The organism is Sulfoacidibacillus thermotolerans, assembly GCF_003144315.1.
Lineage (GTDB): Bacteria > Bacillota > Bacilli > Alicyclobacillales > SLC66 > Sulfoacidibacillus > Sulfoacidibacillus thermotolerans.
Genome location: NZ_MPDK01000025.1, coordinates 24,324 through 41,505 on the forward strand (window position 1 = coordinate 24,324; position 17,182 = coordinate 41,505).

Here is a 17,182-nt window from a genome sequence, read left to right on the forward strand (position 1 = left end):
AGTGAAGTTAATGCCGTTAAAGGCAGGAATTGTAGGTTTGCCAAATGTAGGGAAGTCAACCTTGTTTAACGCGATTACAAAAGCAGGGGCGGAAGCGGCGAATTATCCTTTTTGTACGATTGAACCAAATGTCGGCGTGGTTGAAGTTCCTGACGAGCGACTTACTCGTTTGGCGGATATTGTCCATCCACAAAGAATTGTACCAACAACCTTCGAGTTTGTCGACATTGCAGGACTTGTAAAGGGTGCGAGCAGAGGTGAAGGGCTTGGAAATCAATTCCTAGCGCATATTCGCGAGGTAGATGCGATTGTACATGTCGTACGGTGTTTCACAGATGATGACATCACTCATGTCTCTGGGAAAGTAGACCCACTTTCAGACATTGAGACAATTGATCTCGAACTCATTTTTGCAGATATGGAGACAATCGGTCGGCGCCTTGATAGACAACGAAAGCAATCCAAAAGTGGTGATCCGAAGGTGCGGGAAGAAGTTTCAGTGCTCGAGGAGATTCTGCAGTTCCTGGAATCTGGCACTCCGATTCGGCGGATAAATCTCACGATGGAACAGAGGGATTATTTGCGTGACTTGCATTTACTTACGCAAAAGCCAGTACTATATGCAGCGAATGTCGGAGAAACGGAAGTTGTACAACTTGATCATCCACTCGTTACAAAAGTTCGTGAATTAGCGCAGACTGAGGGGACACAAGTAGTGATGATCAGTGCAAAAGTTGAATCTGAAATTGCAGAACTTGATGAGGAGGATCGAAAAGTTTTTCTGGAGGAGTTAGGTCTAAAGGAATCTGGATTAGATCGTTTGATCAGGGCCTCTTATGATTTGTTAGGATTAATCACCTATTTTACTGCAGGGCCACAAGAGGTACGAGCTTGGACGATTCGCAAAGGAACAAAGGCTCCTCAAGCGGCTGGAGTCATTCATTCTGATTTTGAACGCGGATTTATACGAGCAGAAGTGATTGGTTATGAAGATTTTATAAGTGCAGGGTCACTTGCAAATGTTCGTGATGCAGGGAAACTTCGTCTTGAAGGAAAGGACTATGTAGTCTGTGATGGGGATGTCATGCATTTTCGATTTAATGTATAGGGTACTAAACACGGATCAACTCGAGGTTCTGACGATTGCTAGTGGCATTTACCCACTACCTGTGATATAGTTGCAGGATGTGAGAACTTTTTGTTCTACACGAGGTTTTGCAGACAGGACAACCTGCCGTCCTTGCTCCGTAAAGGGGCCTTACGTCCAAAAGGAGGTGAAAGAAATGCGCCAATACGAAACGCTTTATATTCTTCGTCCTGATCTAGAAACGGAGAAAACGCAAGAACTTGTAGAGCGCTTTAAAGGCGTAGTAACAAATCACGAAGGAGAACTCGGAGAAGTAAACGAGTGGGGAAAACGCCGACTCGCTTATGAAATCGATGACTATCGTGAAGGTTACTATGTGCTGATGAAGTATCAAGCGGCTACTGATTTTACAAAAGAATTGGAACGCTTATTTAAGATAAGCGATGACGTGCTGAGATATTTAACACTGCATATTGAGGAGTAAGTGGGAGTTCGAGGGTATAGGGGGCTCGCTCGATGTTAAACCGAATCATCTTGATTGGGCGTCTGACACAAGATCCGGAATTGCGGTATACACAGTCTGGAACGGCTGTAGCATCGTTCACCTTAGCAGTAGATCGCCAACGGGCAAATCAAGCGGGTGATCGGGAAACAGACTTTATTAACATTGTCGTATGGCAAAAGCTTGGTGAACTATGTGCCCAATATCTACGCAAGGGCAGGCTTGCTGCGGTAGAAGGAAGACTCCAAATTCGCCAGTATGAAAATAAAGAGGGCCAACGTGTTCGCGTTGCAGAAGTGGTTGCCGACAATGTTCGCTTTCTGGATCGAGGTACGGAAGGAACAGGAGGATCTAGTGGTTCGTCCAGTTTATCCCCAGGATCTGGGCATGGTTCGAATCGCTCTGAATCTGACCGTAGTTTTTCCTCTCCTCGTTATCAGGATGATCCCTTTGCAGATGATGGTCGGTCAATTGACATCGTAGATGATGATCTCCCCTTTTAGCTCGATCATTAAACGACAAAGGGGTGAATGGTATGCCGCGTAAAGGCCGTGGGGGGAAAAGAAAACGCGTATGTCAGTTTTGTGTCGATAAGATTGCAGTTGTTGACTACAAAGAGTCAAATCGTCTCACGAAATATTTGACAGAACGTGGAAAAATATTGCCGCGCCGCATTTCAGGTAACTGTGCTAGACATCAACGGCAGGTAACAGTGGCAATCAAACGTGCACGCCAAGTCGCGTTATTGCCATATACAATGGAATAAGTGGAAATGGATTTGTGAGTTTTTGAGATCCAATAAGCAAAGCAAAATGATATGGGTTATTTGCAATATGCAAACAGCTCATATCATTTTGCTTCTATTTAGTAAAGTAGTCTATAGGTCATCTGATCGATAGAGTGGGAGTTCAATTGAGAAGCGTGTACCTCTATTTATTTCGGATTCTACCTGGATTAATCCATGATGTGCCTCAATAATCTTCTTCGAAATGGCAAGTCCGAGTCCTGAACCAGTAGATTTTGTAGTAAAAAAAGGATCAAAAATCTTTTGTAAATGGGCCTGCGATATGCCAATTCCAGTATCAGAGATGATGAGGATATAGAAATTTTGTTCTATCTTCCCGAAAATGCTAAGTGTACCTCCGTTTGGCATTGCATCGAGAGCGTTCTTCCCCAAGTTTAAAAAAACTTGCTTTAGTTCACTTTTATTAGCGAGGCAAAAACCAGAGGGGAGATCGGGAACGAGCATAATTACCCCTTTCATATTAGCTTCAGCAGTAATTAATGGCAAAAGGTCTTCAATAACACTTCTAATTTCTACAGGTTCACGTCCAGATTGTACTGAGTTCCTAGCAAGTGTCAAATATTCAGAGATGAGGTCATCTACACGATCAATTTCTTCGATCATAATATGGTAGTGATCTTTGCCATTTAGATCCTGATTACGACGCCTTTGCAACTGTAAAAAGCCTCGAACAGTTGTCAAGGGATTACGTATTTCATGTGCGGTAGAGGCGGCTAGTTCAGCGATAAGATTTAAACGGTCAATTTTTGCAGTAAATGCCTCCCATTGTTTACGGGTTGTTAAATCTTCTGCAAATACAATAATTCCAGTTGTATTTTGTGTAGTCAGCGCGTTTGCTACAATAGAGCACTCTACAACTTTAGGTTCGCGTGTGATTGTATGAATAAATGAGATTTCGAGACTGCGGATATTAGCGCCTGAGTGGATCTTTTGTATGACGTCTTGAATACTCTGTCGCGAGATTTCGAGTCGACTAACTATCTTAAGAATGGGCTTGCCAAGGACGTCACCTTCCGAGAACCCAGTTATCGCAAGAAAAGTATCGTTTATGATTTCAATTGCACCTGTATGGGAAATACTGATGATGGCTAATGGCGCATGTTTAATGACTTGATGGATTAAATCCTCTTGTTGATACAGCTTCTTTCTCATTTTGAGAATGGTTTGCGTTAACGGATTGAGCAAGTGTAGTGTGGATGGTGGGGTTACAAAAGGATCTTCAACTAAGCGATTAATCCATCCGACTAATTCAGTGGGTTCGGTATTTACAGTATGTATAAATCGATAAATAAATTGGGTTACTAAAAGAGCTAACAATGCGATAAGCAGTCCAATCAAAAGTTGATGATAAAACATAGATTTGAGGGTCTGTTCAATCGTCATTTCAGAGGCAATGAAATAAACTACCCCTACAAGTACGTGGTTTTGAATGACAGGGAATGCAAGTTCAACTTCAAATGTATGCTGATCCATGTTAGGGAATGAAGTAGACATGATGTGACCATTTTTCAAGCGGGGAGCCAATGAAATGGGGTTATCCAGCGAGCGGTCGCTTGTAAACGCGGGCACAGTCACTTTAGCAATCATAGTTTTAGCAGGATAATCGATGAGCCCGATTTGCTCAACTTGTAGCGGAGGTGCAGAAAGTCGGCGCAACTGGTGCTGCAACATTGTTTGTAGAGTGCCTCGATCAAAATGCTCGCGATGCAAATAAGATTTAGAGATTTCATTTACAAGGAGTTGACCGCTTTCTTCAAGCGAAACATTATATGCTCTTTCGATAATTTTACAACCATTTTTATAATCATTATAGATAAGTCCGATCAACAGACTGGCGGAGAGAATAATAACAGCTGCAATACCAATGGTTGAATGGTTTAATCTCACGGATGTAACCTCCAAGATTACTCATGCAATGCCGAGAATATAAAAAGTAGATATAGAACTCCCAGTCTTGTGTCACACATGAAGGGATCACTTGATGTACAATAGTAAGGTTAAATTTATCAGGAAAAAGGTGATCATGCTGAAGCGAATGATTGATACCGCATGGGGTTCGGGAATCGCCTTTTTTATCTTATTGACCTTTGCGGTTTCTACGCCACTTAGCACCCTTGCCATGGTGTTGCTGCCAGTTCCATTAATCTTGTTAGTTGCTAGAGGGCTTTGGCAACGAGCTGCGATCCATTTAGTGGTGGCTCTTGTTGTCTTGTCCTTCTTAGGTTCCTTCGTACAGGCACTTCTCTTGCTTATATTTGTTGGGAGTTTTTCTTATGTACTTGGGAAGGGATTTCAAACAGGACGCGTTGACCGCGCCATGGTTAACTCTGTGCTCATTTTTATAGCTTTTATTGTGTTAGGCCTTGCTTTACTAAAATGGTCCGGTATAGAGATCTTACCACTTCTTATGGCTGAAGTGAAAAAAGCAATCACACAAAATCCAAACATTGGATTGTTGGGCGGTGCCCATGCATCTCAAACTATTGCACAATTGATTAAGCAGGTCAGTCTCTATTTTCCGAGCTTTATCGTGCTTTTTGCGATTGCTTCGACATTGCTTGATGCAGCGCTTGTACGATTCTTACTCCGGCGTCATGGGGATCAGTTTCAACCGGTTTTTCGATTTCTGAGGTTTCCTCCGATGCTTTTAGTCATTTTTGGCGCTAGTTTAGTGATTTTGGCATTTCAGCTGTTTACTAACGTTTCACTTGTATGGTCACTAGCCAATAATGTATTTCTGATTGCAGGCTTTTTATTAGAGCTTCAGGCACTGTCATTTCTCTGGTGGTACTTGCGCCAAAGAGCGTGGGGATTCATTGCTTTTCTATTTCTCTTTATAGTAAGCTTGATTCCCTATATTAGCCAGATCTATTTGTTGTTAGGTGTTCTTGATATGGTTATGGATTTTCGCGAACGATTAAGTAAAAAAGGCTAAAGCTATTCTTGATTTGAAGGTAGGCTTTTCTGATTGTAAATTTGACACTGGTACCTATAATGAATTTGTAGACATGACAACCCTTTTTTCGGACTTGAAGGAGGTAAATTATGAAAGTTGTTTTCATGCAAGATGTGCCAAGTCAAGGGAAAAAGGGGGACGTTAAAAACGTCTCTGAAGGATATGCCCGCAACTTCTTGTTTCCACGGCAATTGGCTAAACCAGCTACACCTGATGTATTAAAGGAGATTGCGCATGCTCGCGAGCTCGAAAAGAAAAAAGAGGAGCAACAAATTGCAGCTGCACGTGAGCTAGCAAGTAAATTGAATCAATTCACTTTAGAACTACATGTAAAAACAGGGGAAAATGGACGTGTTTTTGGTGCTGTTACTTCAAAGCAAGTTGCTGATGGACTAGCAGCCGCTGGCTATCCGGTTGATAAAAAGAAAATTGTACTTCATGATGCGATTCGCTCCTTAGGGTTTACAACAGTAGCAGTAAAACTTTATCACGATGTTACAGCTCAGTTAAAAGTTCACGTAAAATCGGAAGAACAGGCATGAGATATCTGTAAATTGGAGGTGTACAAATGATGGCAGAAGTGCCATTTGATCGTCTGCCTCCTCAAAATATTGAGGCGGAGCAAGCGGTTTTAGGTGCTATTTTCCTTGCGCCAGACCTTTTAGGGACGCTTGCTGAACGCCTTCATCCAGATGATTTCTATAGACAAGGTCATCGGGTTTTATATGCCGCCGCGCTTGATCTTGCTGAGCATGGGGAGCCAGTTGACATTGTCACTCTCACTGCAAAGCTCCAATCGCAAGGAAAACTAGAAGAAGCGGGCGGCATAGAATATATTATTCAACTCGCGCAGTCGGTGCCGACTGCAGCGAACGCAGAATATCACGCAGAGATTATCACACAACGCTCCATGTTGCGGCGCTTGATAAGCGTCACAACAGAGATAGCGGCCACTAGTTATGCGGGAACAGAGGATGTAGGAGAGTTACTTGATCAAGCAGAACGGCGTATTTTAGCGCTATCACAGACGCGCTCTGAACGGGGTTTTGTTCCCATTCGCGATGTTTTAATGCAGGCGTATGAGCGGGTGGAACATCTTTATCATCACAAAGGGGCTCTAACAGGAATTTCGTCAGGGTACGCAGAACTAGATCGAATGACTTCTGGTTTCCAAAAGTCAGATTTGATTATTCTCGCTGCTCGGCCTTCAGTAGGTAAGACTGCTTTTGCGTTGAATATTGCACAAAATGTCGCCGTGCGTTCAGGGGAGACCGTTGCCATTTTTAGTCTCGAAATGTCTAAGGAACAACTCGTGCAACGGATGATCTGCGCTGAAGCGAACATTGATGCAACAGTCTTGCGTACAGGACAACTCAGCGATGAAGACTGGACGAAGTTATCGATGGGAATCGCCTCTCTCTCTGAAGCACCTATCTTTATCGATGATAGTCCTGGCATAAACCTTGCTGAAATGCGCTCGCGATTGCGGAGATTAAAATTAGATATGGGATTAGGTCTAGTTGTGGTTGATTATTTACAGTTAATTCACGGAAGAGGGAAATCAGATAATCGTCAACAGGAAATTTCAGAGATTTCTCGTTCGCTAAAAGGACTTGCAAGAGAATTAAATGTCCCCATTATTGCCTTATCACAGTTGAGTCGCTCTGTTGAACAACGCCAGGATAAACGACCTATGTTATCCGATATTCGTGAATCTGGAAGTATCGAACAAGACGCAGATGTGGTGGGATTTCTTTATCGAGATGATTATTATGATCCCGAATCAGAGAAAAAAAATATTGTAGAAGTCATTATTGGTAAGCAACGTAACGGTCCAACAGGAAAGGTTGAACTAGTTTTTTTGAAGAACTACAACAAATTCGTTTCACTCGAAAAAACGGTGCGGTGAGAGACTATGGCAACGAATTCGGCAGAAAAGCCAGACACAGAGAACTCATCCGGTGAACCTGTAGTAAATGAGTGGGAACGCAATTATGTGCCGCGGCGAATGGCTCATCCTAAGCCGCGCCTTACTCTGCGGTGGCTCTTAGCTTATATGCTGTCACCCTTGCAACCTGCTCCGCGAGTGGTGGAGTCGATGCAGGCGCGAACCAAGAAACGCCCATATCAAAGACAATATCTGGGGCGTCAAAGCACTCGACGACGACGGCGCAGACTCCGCAGAATGTACTGGCTGCGTTTTGTCAAATGGAGCAAACGAATTGCTTATAGTCTACTATTTTCCATATTAGCTATAACGATATTGTTTTGGGCTAAATTCGCTGTAGTTTACAATGTGCCAGAGTACTTGCAAGTAGGTCAGTTTGCTCAGGTCCAAGCATATATTGTATATAAATCATGGTGGTTTGGACCCCCTATATTCGATCTAGAAAAATACCCCATTCTCGACCCGGCTCATCCAGAACAATCTCTCGTTATGCAACTTCAACGTTATAAGGATATCGTGACTGATCCTTTTGTGGTATATGTATTTATGCAACATCATGAATAACACGAACGTTATATGTGGTTTTGGTGTTATTTGTTCGTAATTTATCATTGACACATGGTTCTTGCATTGCTACACTCATAAAGGATTTTGTCTGTGCCAGTTGTCTCAAGAGATCGATTGAGGATTCTTAGGAGAGATGCAAAGTGGCAACGGTTGTTGTGATTGGTACGCAATGGGGAGATGAAGGTAAGGGGAAAGTTACGGACTACTTGGCGGAAAAGTCATCCGTTGTCGCTCGCTATCAGGGGGGGAACAACGCGGGGCATCAGATTCGTCTGAATGGTCAAAAATTCGACTTGCACTTACTTCCTTCTGGTATTCTTTATCAAGATAAGCATTGTATTTTAGGGAATGGTATGGTTATCGATCCTAGGGCGCTGTTGGAAGAGATTGATTACCTCCAAACGCTTGGCGTGAAGATGGGGAAATTGGCGATAAGTGATCGGGCGCATGTAGTTCTCCCTTACCATATTCGCATTGATGAGTTAGATGAGGAACGCAAAGGGCTTGGTAAGATCGGTACAACGCGTAAGGGTATCGGTCCAGCTTATATGGATAAGGCTGCCCGCATTGGAATTCGAATGGCGGATCTCCTTGAACCAGAGGATTTTAGGGAGAAATTAAAGCAAAATTTAGAAGAAAAAAATCAGTTGTTTCGTCAGTATTATGGGACAGAAGGTTTTGCGCTCGAACAAATTTTTGAAGAGTACTCTGCGTATGGGGAACGTCTGCGTTCATATGTAACTGACACGTCTGTAGTACTTGATGAGGCGTTGGCGCGTGGTGAAAATATTCTGTTTGAAGGCGCACAGGCGACAATGTTGGATCAAGATCATGGAACATACCCATATGTGACGGCATCAAGCCCGGTTGCAGGGGGGGCAAGTATCGGCACAGGGATTGGACCTTCGAAAATTAATACTGTAATTGGAGTAGTAAAGGCGTATACAACACGTGTTGGAGAAGGACCGTTTGTGACTGAGCTCGACAATGAATTGGGTCAGCACATTCGTGAGGTTGGTCATGAGTACGGAGTAACTACAGGCAGGCCGCGAAGAATTGGTTGGTTTGACAGTGTGGTTACGAGACATGCGCGTCGGGTAAGTGGGATCAATGGAATCGCAGTGACAAAACTCGATATTTTAACAGGGTTGGATGAACTGAAGATCTGTATTGGCTATCGATTGCGCGGTGAATTAATCACCCATGTACCGGCTAGTATCTCGGCGCTGCGCGAATGCAAACCGGAATACGAGATCTTACCAGGTTGGAAAGAGGACATCTCAGACGTGCGTTCTTTTGCGGAGTTGCCTAATGCGGCACAGCAATATTTGCGGCGTATTGAAGAATTGACTGGTGCAAAAATTGTGCTATTTGGAACTGGGGCAGATAGAGATCGGATTGTAGAAGTTCAGCAAGTTTTTTAGGAATTGATGATTTTGCAGTTGCATAATGAACGTGAATCTGTTATATTAATTCACGTGCTCTTTTTGAGCCATTAGCTCAGTCGGTAGAGCACCTGACTTTTAATCAGGGTGTCGCTGGTTCGAGTCCAGCATGGCTCACCAGATACGTTTGCGGGTGTGGCGGAATTGGCAGACGCACCAGACTTAGGATCTGGCGGGTAACCGTGGGGGTTCGAGTCCCTTCACCCGCACCATGCAACTCATTTTACTATCTCGACGGAGTTTAGCGCAGTTTGGTAGCGCGCCTGCCTTGGGAGCAGGAGGTCACAGGTTCAAATCCTGTAACTCCGACCACAAAAAAGCCTGATATATCAAGGAAAACGAATGGTAAGCTGGATACAGCCTACCATTTTTGTTTGCCGATGATCTAGTTTTGATCTAGTGAACGAGTATGTGATCCAAAATCGTCGATTCTGCTACCATATATACCGTTAATTAACACTCTGTTCGTTATGCGTTTTGCTCATCTTTTTTCGTTCATCGGCCATTGCCTGTGATAACCGATTTACACTTGCTTTTGTACGTGATGGTGTGGTGTGCAAATAGCGATTGACGGTCATGCTGGTGTTCGCGTGGCCTAGTCGATCTGATATTTCCTTGATCGTTGCGCCTTCTGCCATGAGCATTGAGCCGTGAGTGTGGCGAAGATCGTACAAGCGAATTTTGGGCAGTTCGGCAGCTTGCAGAACATTGGTCAGGTGTTTCCTCACTCTTGAAACGTCGATTGGATTGCCAATTTGATTGGTGAATACTAAATCGTTGTTGATCCATTCGGCGCCAAGCATCGAACGTGCCCGTGATTGTTCTTGTTTGAGATTACGAAGGATGGTGAGTAGATCATTGGGTAGATCAAGGTTGCGGCGGCTCGTTGTGGTTTTTAGGTCGGCAAATTCCCATCCACCACCAGGTAAGTGTTTGACAGATCGTACAATGGAAACAGTTCCGTGATTTAAGTCAACATCCTCCCATTTAAGTCCAAACACTTCCTCTGGTCTAGTTCCTGTAAGTAAAAGAAATGCAAGAATGGGATAATAGGAATCGTGTTGAGCGTGGTCAAGAAATACGACTGCTTGTTCAATGGTTAGAAATGGGCGTTGCTCTGCTCGATCTTTTAGCTTAGTGACAGCATCCATTGGATTTTTGATTAAATAGCCTAGATCCACTGCCTTACGAAAAGCTTTTTTCATGAGATTATAGACCATAACGGCGGTTCTGGTTTTACGTTGCTCGATGGCCAAACGATTGATCACCTTTTGACAGTCCATTGCGTTTAGGGTATTCATGCGTTTTTGACCAATGAATGGAATAACATGATTGGTCAAGCGCAACTCATCCTCATAATAAGTGTTTTTCGTGACTTCCGGCTTCTGATAAGTTGCGAGCCAATCTCTCAAATAGTCCTCGACTTTTGTTTTGCTGGCTGTGATTGTTTCGCCGTGGGATTTTGCATTCTCAAGCTTGGCGGCTTCCAATTCGGCTTTACGTCTTGTGCCGTGAAAAGTGAAACCTTTCTGTCGGCCATCCACAAATATGCGAATATACCAAATTTCTTTTCCTTGGTTGTCCACACCTCGGTAAGTGAAGGTGGCTATTTTGTATTCCTCCTAGCTAGATTGTATCAGAAAGGTTTTTTCTCTTATCCGTATGAATCGAAAAAAGCGGCGTTTGGCTTTAATTGTCCTCGCACTATTACGAAAGAATGCATACTTGCAAATTCATCATTAACGTAGACATGACAGGACCATGAACCTTCAGGAATTTCCCTGGATATTCTTAATGCATTAAAGGATACTTTTTTTCCTTTAAATCTATAAGGGCGTGAGGTAATCCATTGGGTTTGCTTAGCGCTACACCATTCAACAGTTACAACAGCTGACATCTCGTTCGAGGATGGGGAAATAAGTTCGAAAGAGAGTATGACCATAGGATTTTCATCAGTGAAAATATTTGTTAATTCCTCAGCAATTCCTTGAGCATTAACTTTTGTACATAAAACGGACTTGATAAAAATTTGATTACTGATATCTTTTTGAACAGACACAGTCCCATATTCACCATTCTTAAGCAGAAATGATTCATCCGTCCAAGCATCACAAACTCTAAATTTCCCATTCAGTTCAATGGAATAGTAATGAAAAATTTCTGGTGGTGCAACTTGGTAAATATTTAACCGATCAGTTGGAATACCCTCACAAACTAACTTATTAGAAAATTCATCAAAAATGACCCTGACAGATTCTATTTCAGTTTTAAGATTTGGAATATAGATTTCCATCTTTGTTTCACCAAATTCCCAACAAATGTGTTTCAAATACGATCCAACCGATTGAAATTCCGTACCACAATGATTTTGATGCGTCGGTTTTGTCAGTTCCAAAAAATTTGACTAATAACCAAGTACCTATTTTAATTGCAATGTATCCAACAATCGTGGATACTGATGATACAACGATTAACCGAAGCAATTTGCTCCCCCCTCTAGGGCACGTAAGTTAGTGTAAAACTAATTACCCCACCATCCCATATTTTGTCCGAAATGGTCGATAAAATCACCCGCATATGCTAAAGTTGCTGCTCCAACTGCTGCTGCCGCCGCTGCAGGAGCAGCATAGGCGACAACACCTGCTCCTACTTCTCCAACTGCAGCAGTACCCCCATCAATAACTGCCGCATCAAAAACTCCTGCTTTATTAGCTGTATTAATTGAACTTGCTATTTTTCCACCACCAGTAACGGCAGCAGCAATACCGCTAGCAACACTTACAGAATCACGATTGGTTTGATTAAATGCCTTTACTGTAGCACTCCACCAACTCATTTTCTTATCAACTCCAATCAAAATGTATTATAAACCAATCCTACGTGCCCTTTTATAATCTAGCAGTATACGAAAAAAAAGTAAATAATCAGTTGTTTTACATGCTTGTCTAAACACAAATACTTCTTGTGTGCAATTTTTTAGGAATAGCTGGAAGATGCTCCGTGGGGTCGACGTGGCAGAATGAGATGTGGGTGCACTCGGGGTGGCCGAATGCCGGGGCCTCGAAGTGCGCCCACATCTCACCGCAGGGGATTCTGTCCACGTCGGGGGCGCTAACTTGTTAAAAGCCAGAGTGGAACACGTCGGCCTAGATTAAAATTAAACAACCCGTAAACATTTTAATGCAAAACGCAAAAATCAGGTTGTGTTGACCGTGTAACTATTGAGAAAGCAAAAACCATAAAAGTAAAAGTATTCTTGCATTGATTTTTATTACACTCAAAACACCTATAGAGTGAAGGAGGTGTACAAATATGTACGAGGTGCAAGGCGTTCATGAGGATGATAGAATCAAAGAAATGAATCGCATGGGTAAAATTGATGAGTATGCGTATGAATATGCTTGTCGTCCTCGTGCGCTGGCGTTTTTGAATGTACAGAAAAAATATGGTGCGATTGTAGATAGCCATTGCCATAGTATCTTTTGTCCGGTTCATGGTGGCGAAGAACGTGCAGAAATTGCAAAAAACATTACGATGTATGCGAATATGTATCATTTGTATGAGTTTGTGACACTTACCCATTCGTCAGACTTAAAATCTCCAGAAGAAGCAGAACGAGCGTATGATGAGCTAAAGGAACATTTTCAAGCTGTTGTGGAACAGATGAAGAATCTGAAATTTTCATATTACCTTGGAAGAAAAAGGTTTCGTGATAAGAATGCGAAAAAGACGGATGAGCAATATTATCTAAAGTGGTTACGGTGGATCGATCAAGTCATCAGATATGAGTATATCACGAACTTTCGACGTGTAGCACGTTCAGCGATTGCGTTTGCAATTCATAAGCGTCGTCTGATTTTGGATGTACAAGCTGCCTATGCAGAGGTAGATGCTTTTTTAGATGAGAGTTATCAAAACGAGACGGCTCCTGATGTGATTGTAAACCAATTACGAGAGCGGTATGCGTACTTAAAAGGCTATAAAAAGTTGGGGGAAGCGCTGGAAAACGTTCGTTTTAAGGTTGCTGATTATTTTTCACGTCTGAGTGATTATGACGAGTATAAATTTCCTTCTTCTAGTTCAGCGATTTCTCGTTATGTGATGAATGATCTGATTTTAGCTCACAACGAGAACAAAGAAGGGGTGCGTGCTTTAGAAATTGAGAACGAGACAAAAAATCATGTCAACGAGAAGATCACGAAATTCGCTTATATTGGCACGTGGGAAGTGGGAAAAGGCGGTCATTTGCACGTGCATGCGCTCGTTAATTACCCTGTGTTCTCTTATTTTATTGAGAAATCTAGGTTTTCTGGTGAAACGATGCAAGTGTATGATGTGAAAAGCGTGAACCGTTCTGATGCAAACGCACTCTCTGATTATATGGTGAAGTTGGGGCAATATCAGGCGAAAACCGACATAGAGGATATTCAGCGTCTCGCTTCGATCGGCATTTTTGGTCATCGTCATACCGAAAAAGGGGTTGTTAGGGGGAAGTCTGTGTATTTCGTTTCGGATAACGAGATCAAAGTGCACGCCTTCCACAGAATTAAAAAACAGAGTGGATTTGTTTTTGCGGGGTTCACCAAACGTCGAAATATCATAGATAGGATTGGCAATGTTCGTGGGATAGATGTAGAGAGTGAGACGCCCGTTCTCTCCCGCATGATTGACCGCGGTGCTAGTGAAATAGAAATAAAGATGCAATTTAGAGAAGAAGTGGATTCGATTACAGAGAGTTATACTCTTTGGCTTTCCCAAAATGAGAAAGCCAAAGAAATTTGGAAACAGGTTTTGGAGGAATATGAGGATGCTTTCTTTAAAGACATGTGTGAAACTGCGTATACGCATCTTACAAAAGAACAACTTTTTTTTGCTTTGCGAGAAACGCAATATGTAGAGTTCATTAAACGTTATGCCGCCTATCGCGCTGGCTTAGATTGGACGTGGTATGCATATTTCTCTGAAGAGGGGTTTAAAGAGGGCAAAGAGGTTGCGGGAGTTGAATATCTTTCAGGACGATATGATCATGTACCCAAGATAACTAATGAGCAATTGAAAATCATGAACGATGCGCTTTTCCATTCAGAAATTGTGGTGAAGGCAGATGCTGGTTCTGGAAAGACTTTCACGCTAGTTAACTTTCTTAACTATACGCCTTTTGACCCTAAAAAGGTTGCAGTTCTTTCATATACAGCGTCTGTTGCCCAAAAACTACGTAGTGAGTTGGATGCGCGGTATAGTCAATCCGTTCAAACGGTAGATGCTTTTTTGGGGATGCGCCGCCGTGCTAGAAAAACAGTCTATGCTCATAATTTTCATAACGTTGCTTCAGAGATTGAATTGGTGATTATCGACGAATACGAACGTTTGACTCCTGATAAAAAGGCACTTCTTTATATGAGTTTGCCCGAAGATGTCCGGATTTTAAACTTTGGGGATACAAATCAGATTGGCGCATTTGGTCATAAATTTGGTGCTTTGGAAAACTTACCGGGTGTGGAATTGTTTTTTCTGACTAAGAATTTTCGTGTTCGCAAGGGGTTTAAAAATCACGGAGAAGACTTTGTCAAAGATTTTGAGGATCGCAAGGATGAGATTGTACAAGCTGTGTTATCTGGCACAAAAGTACTTGTCAATGTACACAAAATCCGCCGTCTGGTAAATCAATGGGTTTTGGAAGAGTTAGATCGCACAGGCAAGCGTGGAATCAATAGAATTCGTGTTGGCGGTTATATTTTTGCAGAGGGTGATCAAGTTGTAATTAAGCGAAATCGCAAACACAATGATGACGAAAGGTTCAATTCTTTGAATGGTGAAGAAGGTACAATGAAAGTATTTATGGGGGGGCGCGTTCAATATGCGCCGTTTGTCAATGAGTATTATGATGAGGCAATGATTGCTGTAGAGTTGTCAAATGGAAAAGGAATTCGCCTTTTTCGGCATTCTGAGCTACTTCGATACACGGATACAATCCAACATGCATATGCAATCACGATACAATCAAGTCAAGGCAAGGAGTATGAGAATGGAATGGTGTTGTTGGCTCGTACACAGAAAAAAGAGCGAAACAAATATTTTGCTAGTCAAGAAATGTATTATACAGCTATAAGTCGTGCTCGTTCATCGGTAAAGGTGATTACAAATTTGCTAGAAGGTGAGTTTGAGGAATATACAGGAAAAAGCTCAAGCTATGATTATTTGGATGATCGCACGTTAAACGAAAAAGATTTCCATTCTGACCATGCCGTCTTGATTCGTACCATTCGTTATATTGCGAGAGAAAAATTCGCAACTGTTGTATGAGCGTTTTGCAGATTGCTGAGGATAGTCAGGGCAAGGGGTTTTTGGATCAAGTCCTAAATGTGGTGTAATTTCGTTTTCCCTTTGTCGACGGGGTGCCTTGCCTTTTCATCGCCTTCCGACGACTTGAAGCTCTTCCGTTCATCTTGCGATTCGTGTGGCTCCGCCCTTGCATGGATGCGGTTTGGTTTGTCCGGCCAGACGGGACCCAAGCGCAACGTGTTCATTAAGGTTCCGTCTGGATCAGCCAGCGTACCGCATCCTGCAAGGGACGCTGCGCTTTTCGCCTAACCCTGGCCATCCCAAGCGCAAGGTGGAAGCTCTTCATGATGCCTCCGCCTCGACCTTCTGCCTCCATTTCTCCTGCTGCTCTTTGCACCACGAAGCATATCCATCCATGTCGAGGTATTTTCGATGGGACGACCATCCCTCATCAATCTCCATCAGCAACGCTCCTAGCAAACGAAGCGCAGACTCTCGATTGGGAAAGATGCGAATGACTCGCTCACGACGGCGAATCTCCTCGTTTAACCGTTCACGCTGTTCGTCGTCCGCAACTTCCGACGCAACGGTTCGGGCAACGCCAATACTGCCGTTGCATCCTCAAACCCCTCTTCCAACACCTTGACCGCCTTGGGTGCCTTCTCGCCGTATTCTTCGAGCACACGGTTTAACAGCGTCCTTGCTGTCTCCTCGTCAGGCGCCGTGAGAATCGCCCGCACCTGCTGCTGAATTTCAGACATCAGCGTCTTAGGCGCCTGATCAAGGATATTGCGCGTAAAATGAGTTTGGCAGCGTTGCCAGGTGCATCCGATGAATTGCGTTTGAACCGCCTGAACAAGCCCCACGTGACTGTCCGATACGACAAGATCGACACCTCGCAGTTGCCGCTGTTTCAGCCACCCAAAGAAGTCATGCCAATTCGCATACGACTCCTTATCACCAACACGCAGACCGAGGATTTCCCGAAACCCTTGATCATTGACGCCGACGGCAACCATCATGCTCATTTGCCGAATCCGTCGATTTTCTCGCACTTTGAGGACGATCGCGTCCACCAATACAAACGGATACGTTCGCTCTGACAAGTCACGCTCATTGAAGCTTTGCACCGCCGGATCAAGGCGCTTGCATAGATCCGACACCGGCGACTTGGAAAAGGAGGTGCCACACAGTTCTTCCGTGATTTCTGTCACTTTACGCGTCGAAACGCCTTGCACCACCATCTCCATAAGGCTCAGGATCAGCGCCTGTTCGGAACGCTGATCCCGTGAAAACAGTTCGGTAGAAAACTGCCCGTTGCGAAGGCGCGGAACGTGAAGTTTCAAGGTGCCGACGCGCGTCGTAAGCGATCGAGTATAGCTTCCGTTGCGATGATCGGTGCGGTCCTCCGAACGTTCATAAGGCTCTGCTTGAAGCTGCTCGCTGGCTTGCATCTGCAAGATCTGATTCAATACATGCTGTAAGAGAAGCGGCAATCCCTGATCACTTTGAAAAAGGGACTGCAAAAGATCGAGATTTATCGTAAACTGAGGTTGAGCCATTTGGATTCTCCTTCTGTGAGTGAGTACT

16 protein-coding genes, 3 tRNA genes and 1 pseudogene are annotated in these 17,182 nt (G+C 43.4%); 13 read left to right on the plus strand and 7 right to left on the minus strand.

Annotated elements, in window-relative coordinates:
* Nucleotides 1–10: 10 nt before the first annotated feature.
* The 4 genes from ychF to rpsR all read left to right on the plus strand — a co-directional run bounded on the left by ychF (nt 11) and on the right by rpsR (nt 2,355).
* Nucleotides 11–1,108: a redox-regulated ATPase YchF gene (gene ychF, locus BM613_RS11870; RefSeq protein ID WP_109431404.1), complete on the plus strand. Its 1,098-nt coding sequence runs from the start codon at nt 11–13 to the stop codon at nt 1,106–1,108.
* A 175-nt stretch (nt 1,109–1,283) separates the two neighbouring features.
* Complete coding sequence (gene rpsF / locus BM613_RS11875) at nt 1,284–1,571, plus strand: 30S ribosomal protein S6 (protein WP_109431405.1); 288 nt, start codon at nt 1,284–1,286, stop codon at nt 1,569–1,571.
* Nucleotides 1,572–1,603: 32 nt separating this feature from the next.
* The gene (locus BM613_RS11880) at nt 1,604–2,092 is read left to right on the plus strand and encodes a single-stranded DNA-binding protein (RefSeq protein ID WP_109431406.1); all 489 of its coding nucleotides are present in this window, start codon (nt 1,604–1,606) and stop codon (nt 2,090–2,092) included.
* Nucleotides 2,093–2,124: 32 nt separating this feature from the next.
* Nucleotides 2,125–2,355: a 30S ribosomal protein S18 gene (gene rpsR, locus BM613_RS11885; RefSeq protein ID WP_109431407.1), complete on the plus strand. Its 231-nt coding sequence runs from the start codon at nt 2,125–2,127 to the stop codon at nt 2,353–2,355.
* 111 nt (nt 2,356–2,466) lie between these two features.
* Here the strand turns inward: rpsR and BM613_RS11890 are convergent, their stop codons facing one another.
* On the minus strand, nt 2,467–4,281 hold the full coding sequence (locus BM613_RS11890) for a two-component system sensor histidine kinase NtrB (protein WP_109431408.1): 1,815 nt from the start codon (nt 4,279–4,281) through the stop codon (nt 2,467–2,469).
* 136 nt (nt 4,282–4,417) lie between these two features.
* Between BM613_RS11890 and BM613_RS11895 the strand changes: the two genes are divergently transcribed.
* The 8 genes from BM613_RS11895 (at nt 4,418) to BM613_RS11930 (ending at nt 9,622) form a co-directional block, all read left to right on the plus strand.
* Nucleotides 4,418–5,329: a DUF2232 domain-containing protein gene (locus BM613_RS11895; RefSeq protein ID WP_181363112.1), complete on the plus strand. Its 912-nt coding sequence runs from the start codon at nt 4,418–4,420 to the stop codon at nt 5,327–5,329.
* 110 nt (nt 5,330–5,439) lie between these two features.
* Nucleotides 5,440–5,892, plus strand: coding sequence for a 50S ribosomal protein L9 (gene rplI, locus BM613_RS11900; RefSeq protein ID WP_109431410.1), 453 nt, complete (start codon nt 5,440–5,442; stop codon nt 5,890–5,892).
* 29 nt (nt 5,893–5,921) lie between these two features.
* The gene (dnaB, locus tag BM613_RS11905; protein ID WP_181363113.1) at nt 5,922–7,259 is read left to right on the plus strand and encodes a replicative DNA helicase; all 1,338 of its coding nucleotides are present in this window, start codon (nt 5,922–5,924) and stop codon (nt 7,257–7,259) included.
* A gap of 6 nt (nt 7,260–7,265) precedes the next feature.
* Nucleotides 7,266–7,862, plus strand: a complete 597-nt coding sequence (locus BM613_RS11910; RefSeq protein ID WP_109431412.1) for a hypothetical protein — start codon at nt 7,266–7,268, stop codon at nt 7,860–7,862.
* A gap of 143 nt (nt 7,863–8,005) precedes the next feature.
* The gene (locus BM613_RS11915) at nt 8,006–9,289 is read left to right on the plus strand and encodes an adenylosuccinate synthase (protein ID WP_109431413.1); all 1,284 of its coding nucleotides are present in this window, start codon (nt 8,006–8,008) and stop codon (nt 9,287–9,289) included.
* A gap of 65 nt (nt 9,290–9,354) precedes the next feature.
* Nucleotides 9,355–9,430 (plus strand) — tRNA-Lys (locus BM613_RS11920).
* A gap of 9 nt (nt 9,431–9,439) precedes the next feature.
* Nucleotides 9,440–9,522: transfer RNA gene (locus BM613_RS11925), tRNA-Leu, on the plus strand.
* A gap of 23 nt (nt 9,523–9,545) precedes the next feature.
* A tRNA-Pro gene (locus BM613_RS11930) sits at nt 9,546–9,622 on the plus strand.
* Nucleotides 9,623–9,759: 137 nt separating this feature from the next.
* Here BM613_RS11930 and BM613_RS11935 read toward each other — a convergent pair.
* The 4 genes from BM613_RS11935 to BM613_RS11950 all read right to left on the minus strand — a co-directional run bounded on the left by BM613_RS11935 (nt 9,760) and on the right by BM613_RS11950 (nt 12,146).
* Nucleotides 9,760–10,896, minus strand: coding sequence for a tyrosine-type recombinase/integrase (locus BM613_RS11935; protein ID WP_109430049.1), 1,137 nt, complete (start codon nt 10,894–10,896; stop codon nt 9,760–9,762).
* Between the two features lie 68 nt (nt 10,897–10,964).
* Nucleotides 10,965–11,603, minus strand: coding sequence for a hypothetical protein (locus tag BM613_RS11940; protein ID WP_109430050.1), 639 nt, complete (start codon nt 11,601–11,603; stop codon nt 10,965–10,967).
* A 7-nt stretch (nt 11,604–11,610) separates the two neighbouring features.
* Entirely contained in the window at nt 11,611–11,793 is a 183-nt protein-coding gene (locus tag BM613_RS11945) for a hypothetical protein (RefSeq protein WP_109430051.1), read from the minus strand.
* 38 nt (nt 11,794–11,831) lie between these two features.
* Nucleotides 11,832–12,146 carry a hypothetical protein gene (locus BM613_RS11950; RefSeq protein ID WP_109430052.1) on the minus strand — a complete coding sequence of 105 codons (315 nt, stop codon included), beginning with the start codon at nt 12,144–12,146 and terminating at the stop codon, nt 11,832–11,834.
* Between the two features lie 476 nt (nt 12,147–12,622).
* Here BM613_RS11950 and BM613_RS11955 point away from each other — a divergent pair, with 476 nt between their 5' ends.
* Nucleotides 12,623–15,613, plus strand: coding sequence for an AAA family ATPase (locus BM613_RS11955; RefSeq protein ID WP_109430053.1), 2,991 nt, complete (start codon nt 12,623–12,625; stop codon nt 15,611–15,613).
* Between the two features lie 223 nt (nt 15,614–15,836).
* Here BM613_RS11955 and BM613_RS15130 read toward each other — a convergent pair whose 3' ends face one another.
* A complete protein-coding gene (locus BM613_RS15130; RefSeq protein WP_181363114.1) occupies nt 15,837–15,992 on the minus strand; it encodes a hypothetical protein in 156 nt (51 codons plus the stop codon).
* Nucleotides 15,935–17,154: pseudogene (locus BM613_RS11960) on the minus strand (IS256 family transposase). The gene BM613_RS15130 and the pseudogene BM613_RS11960 overlap by 58 nt, the downstream one beginning before the upstream one ends.
* Between the last annotated feature and the right edge of the window lie 28 nt (nt 17,155–17,182).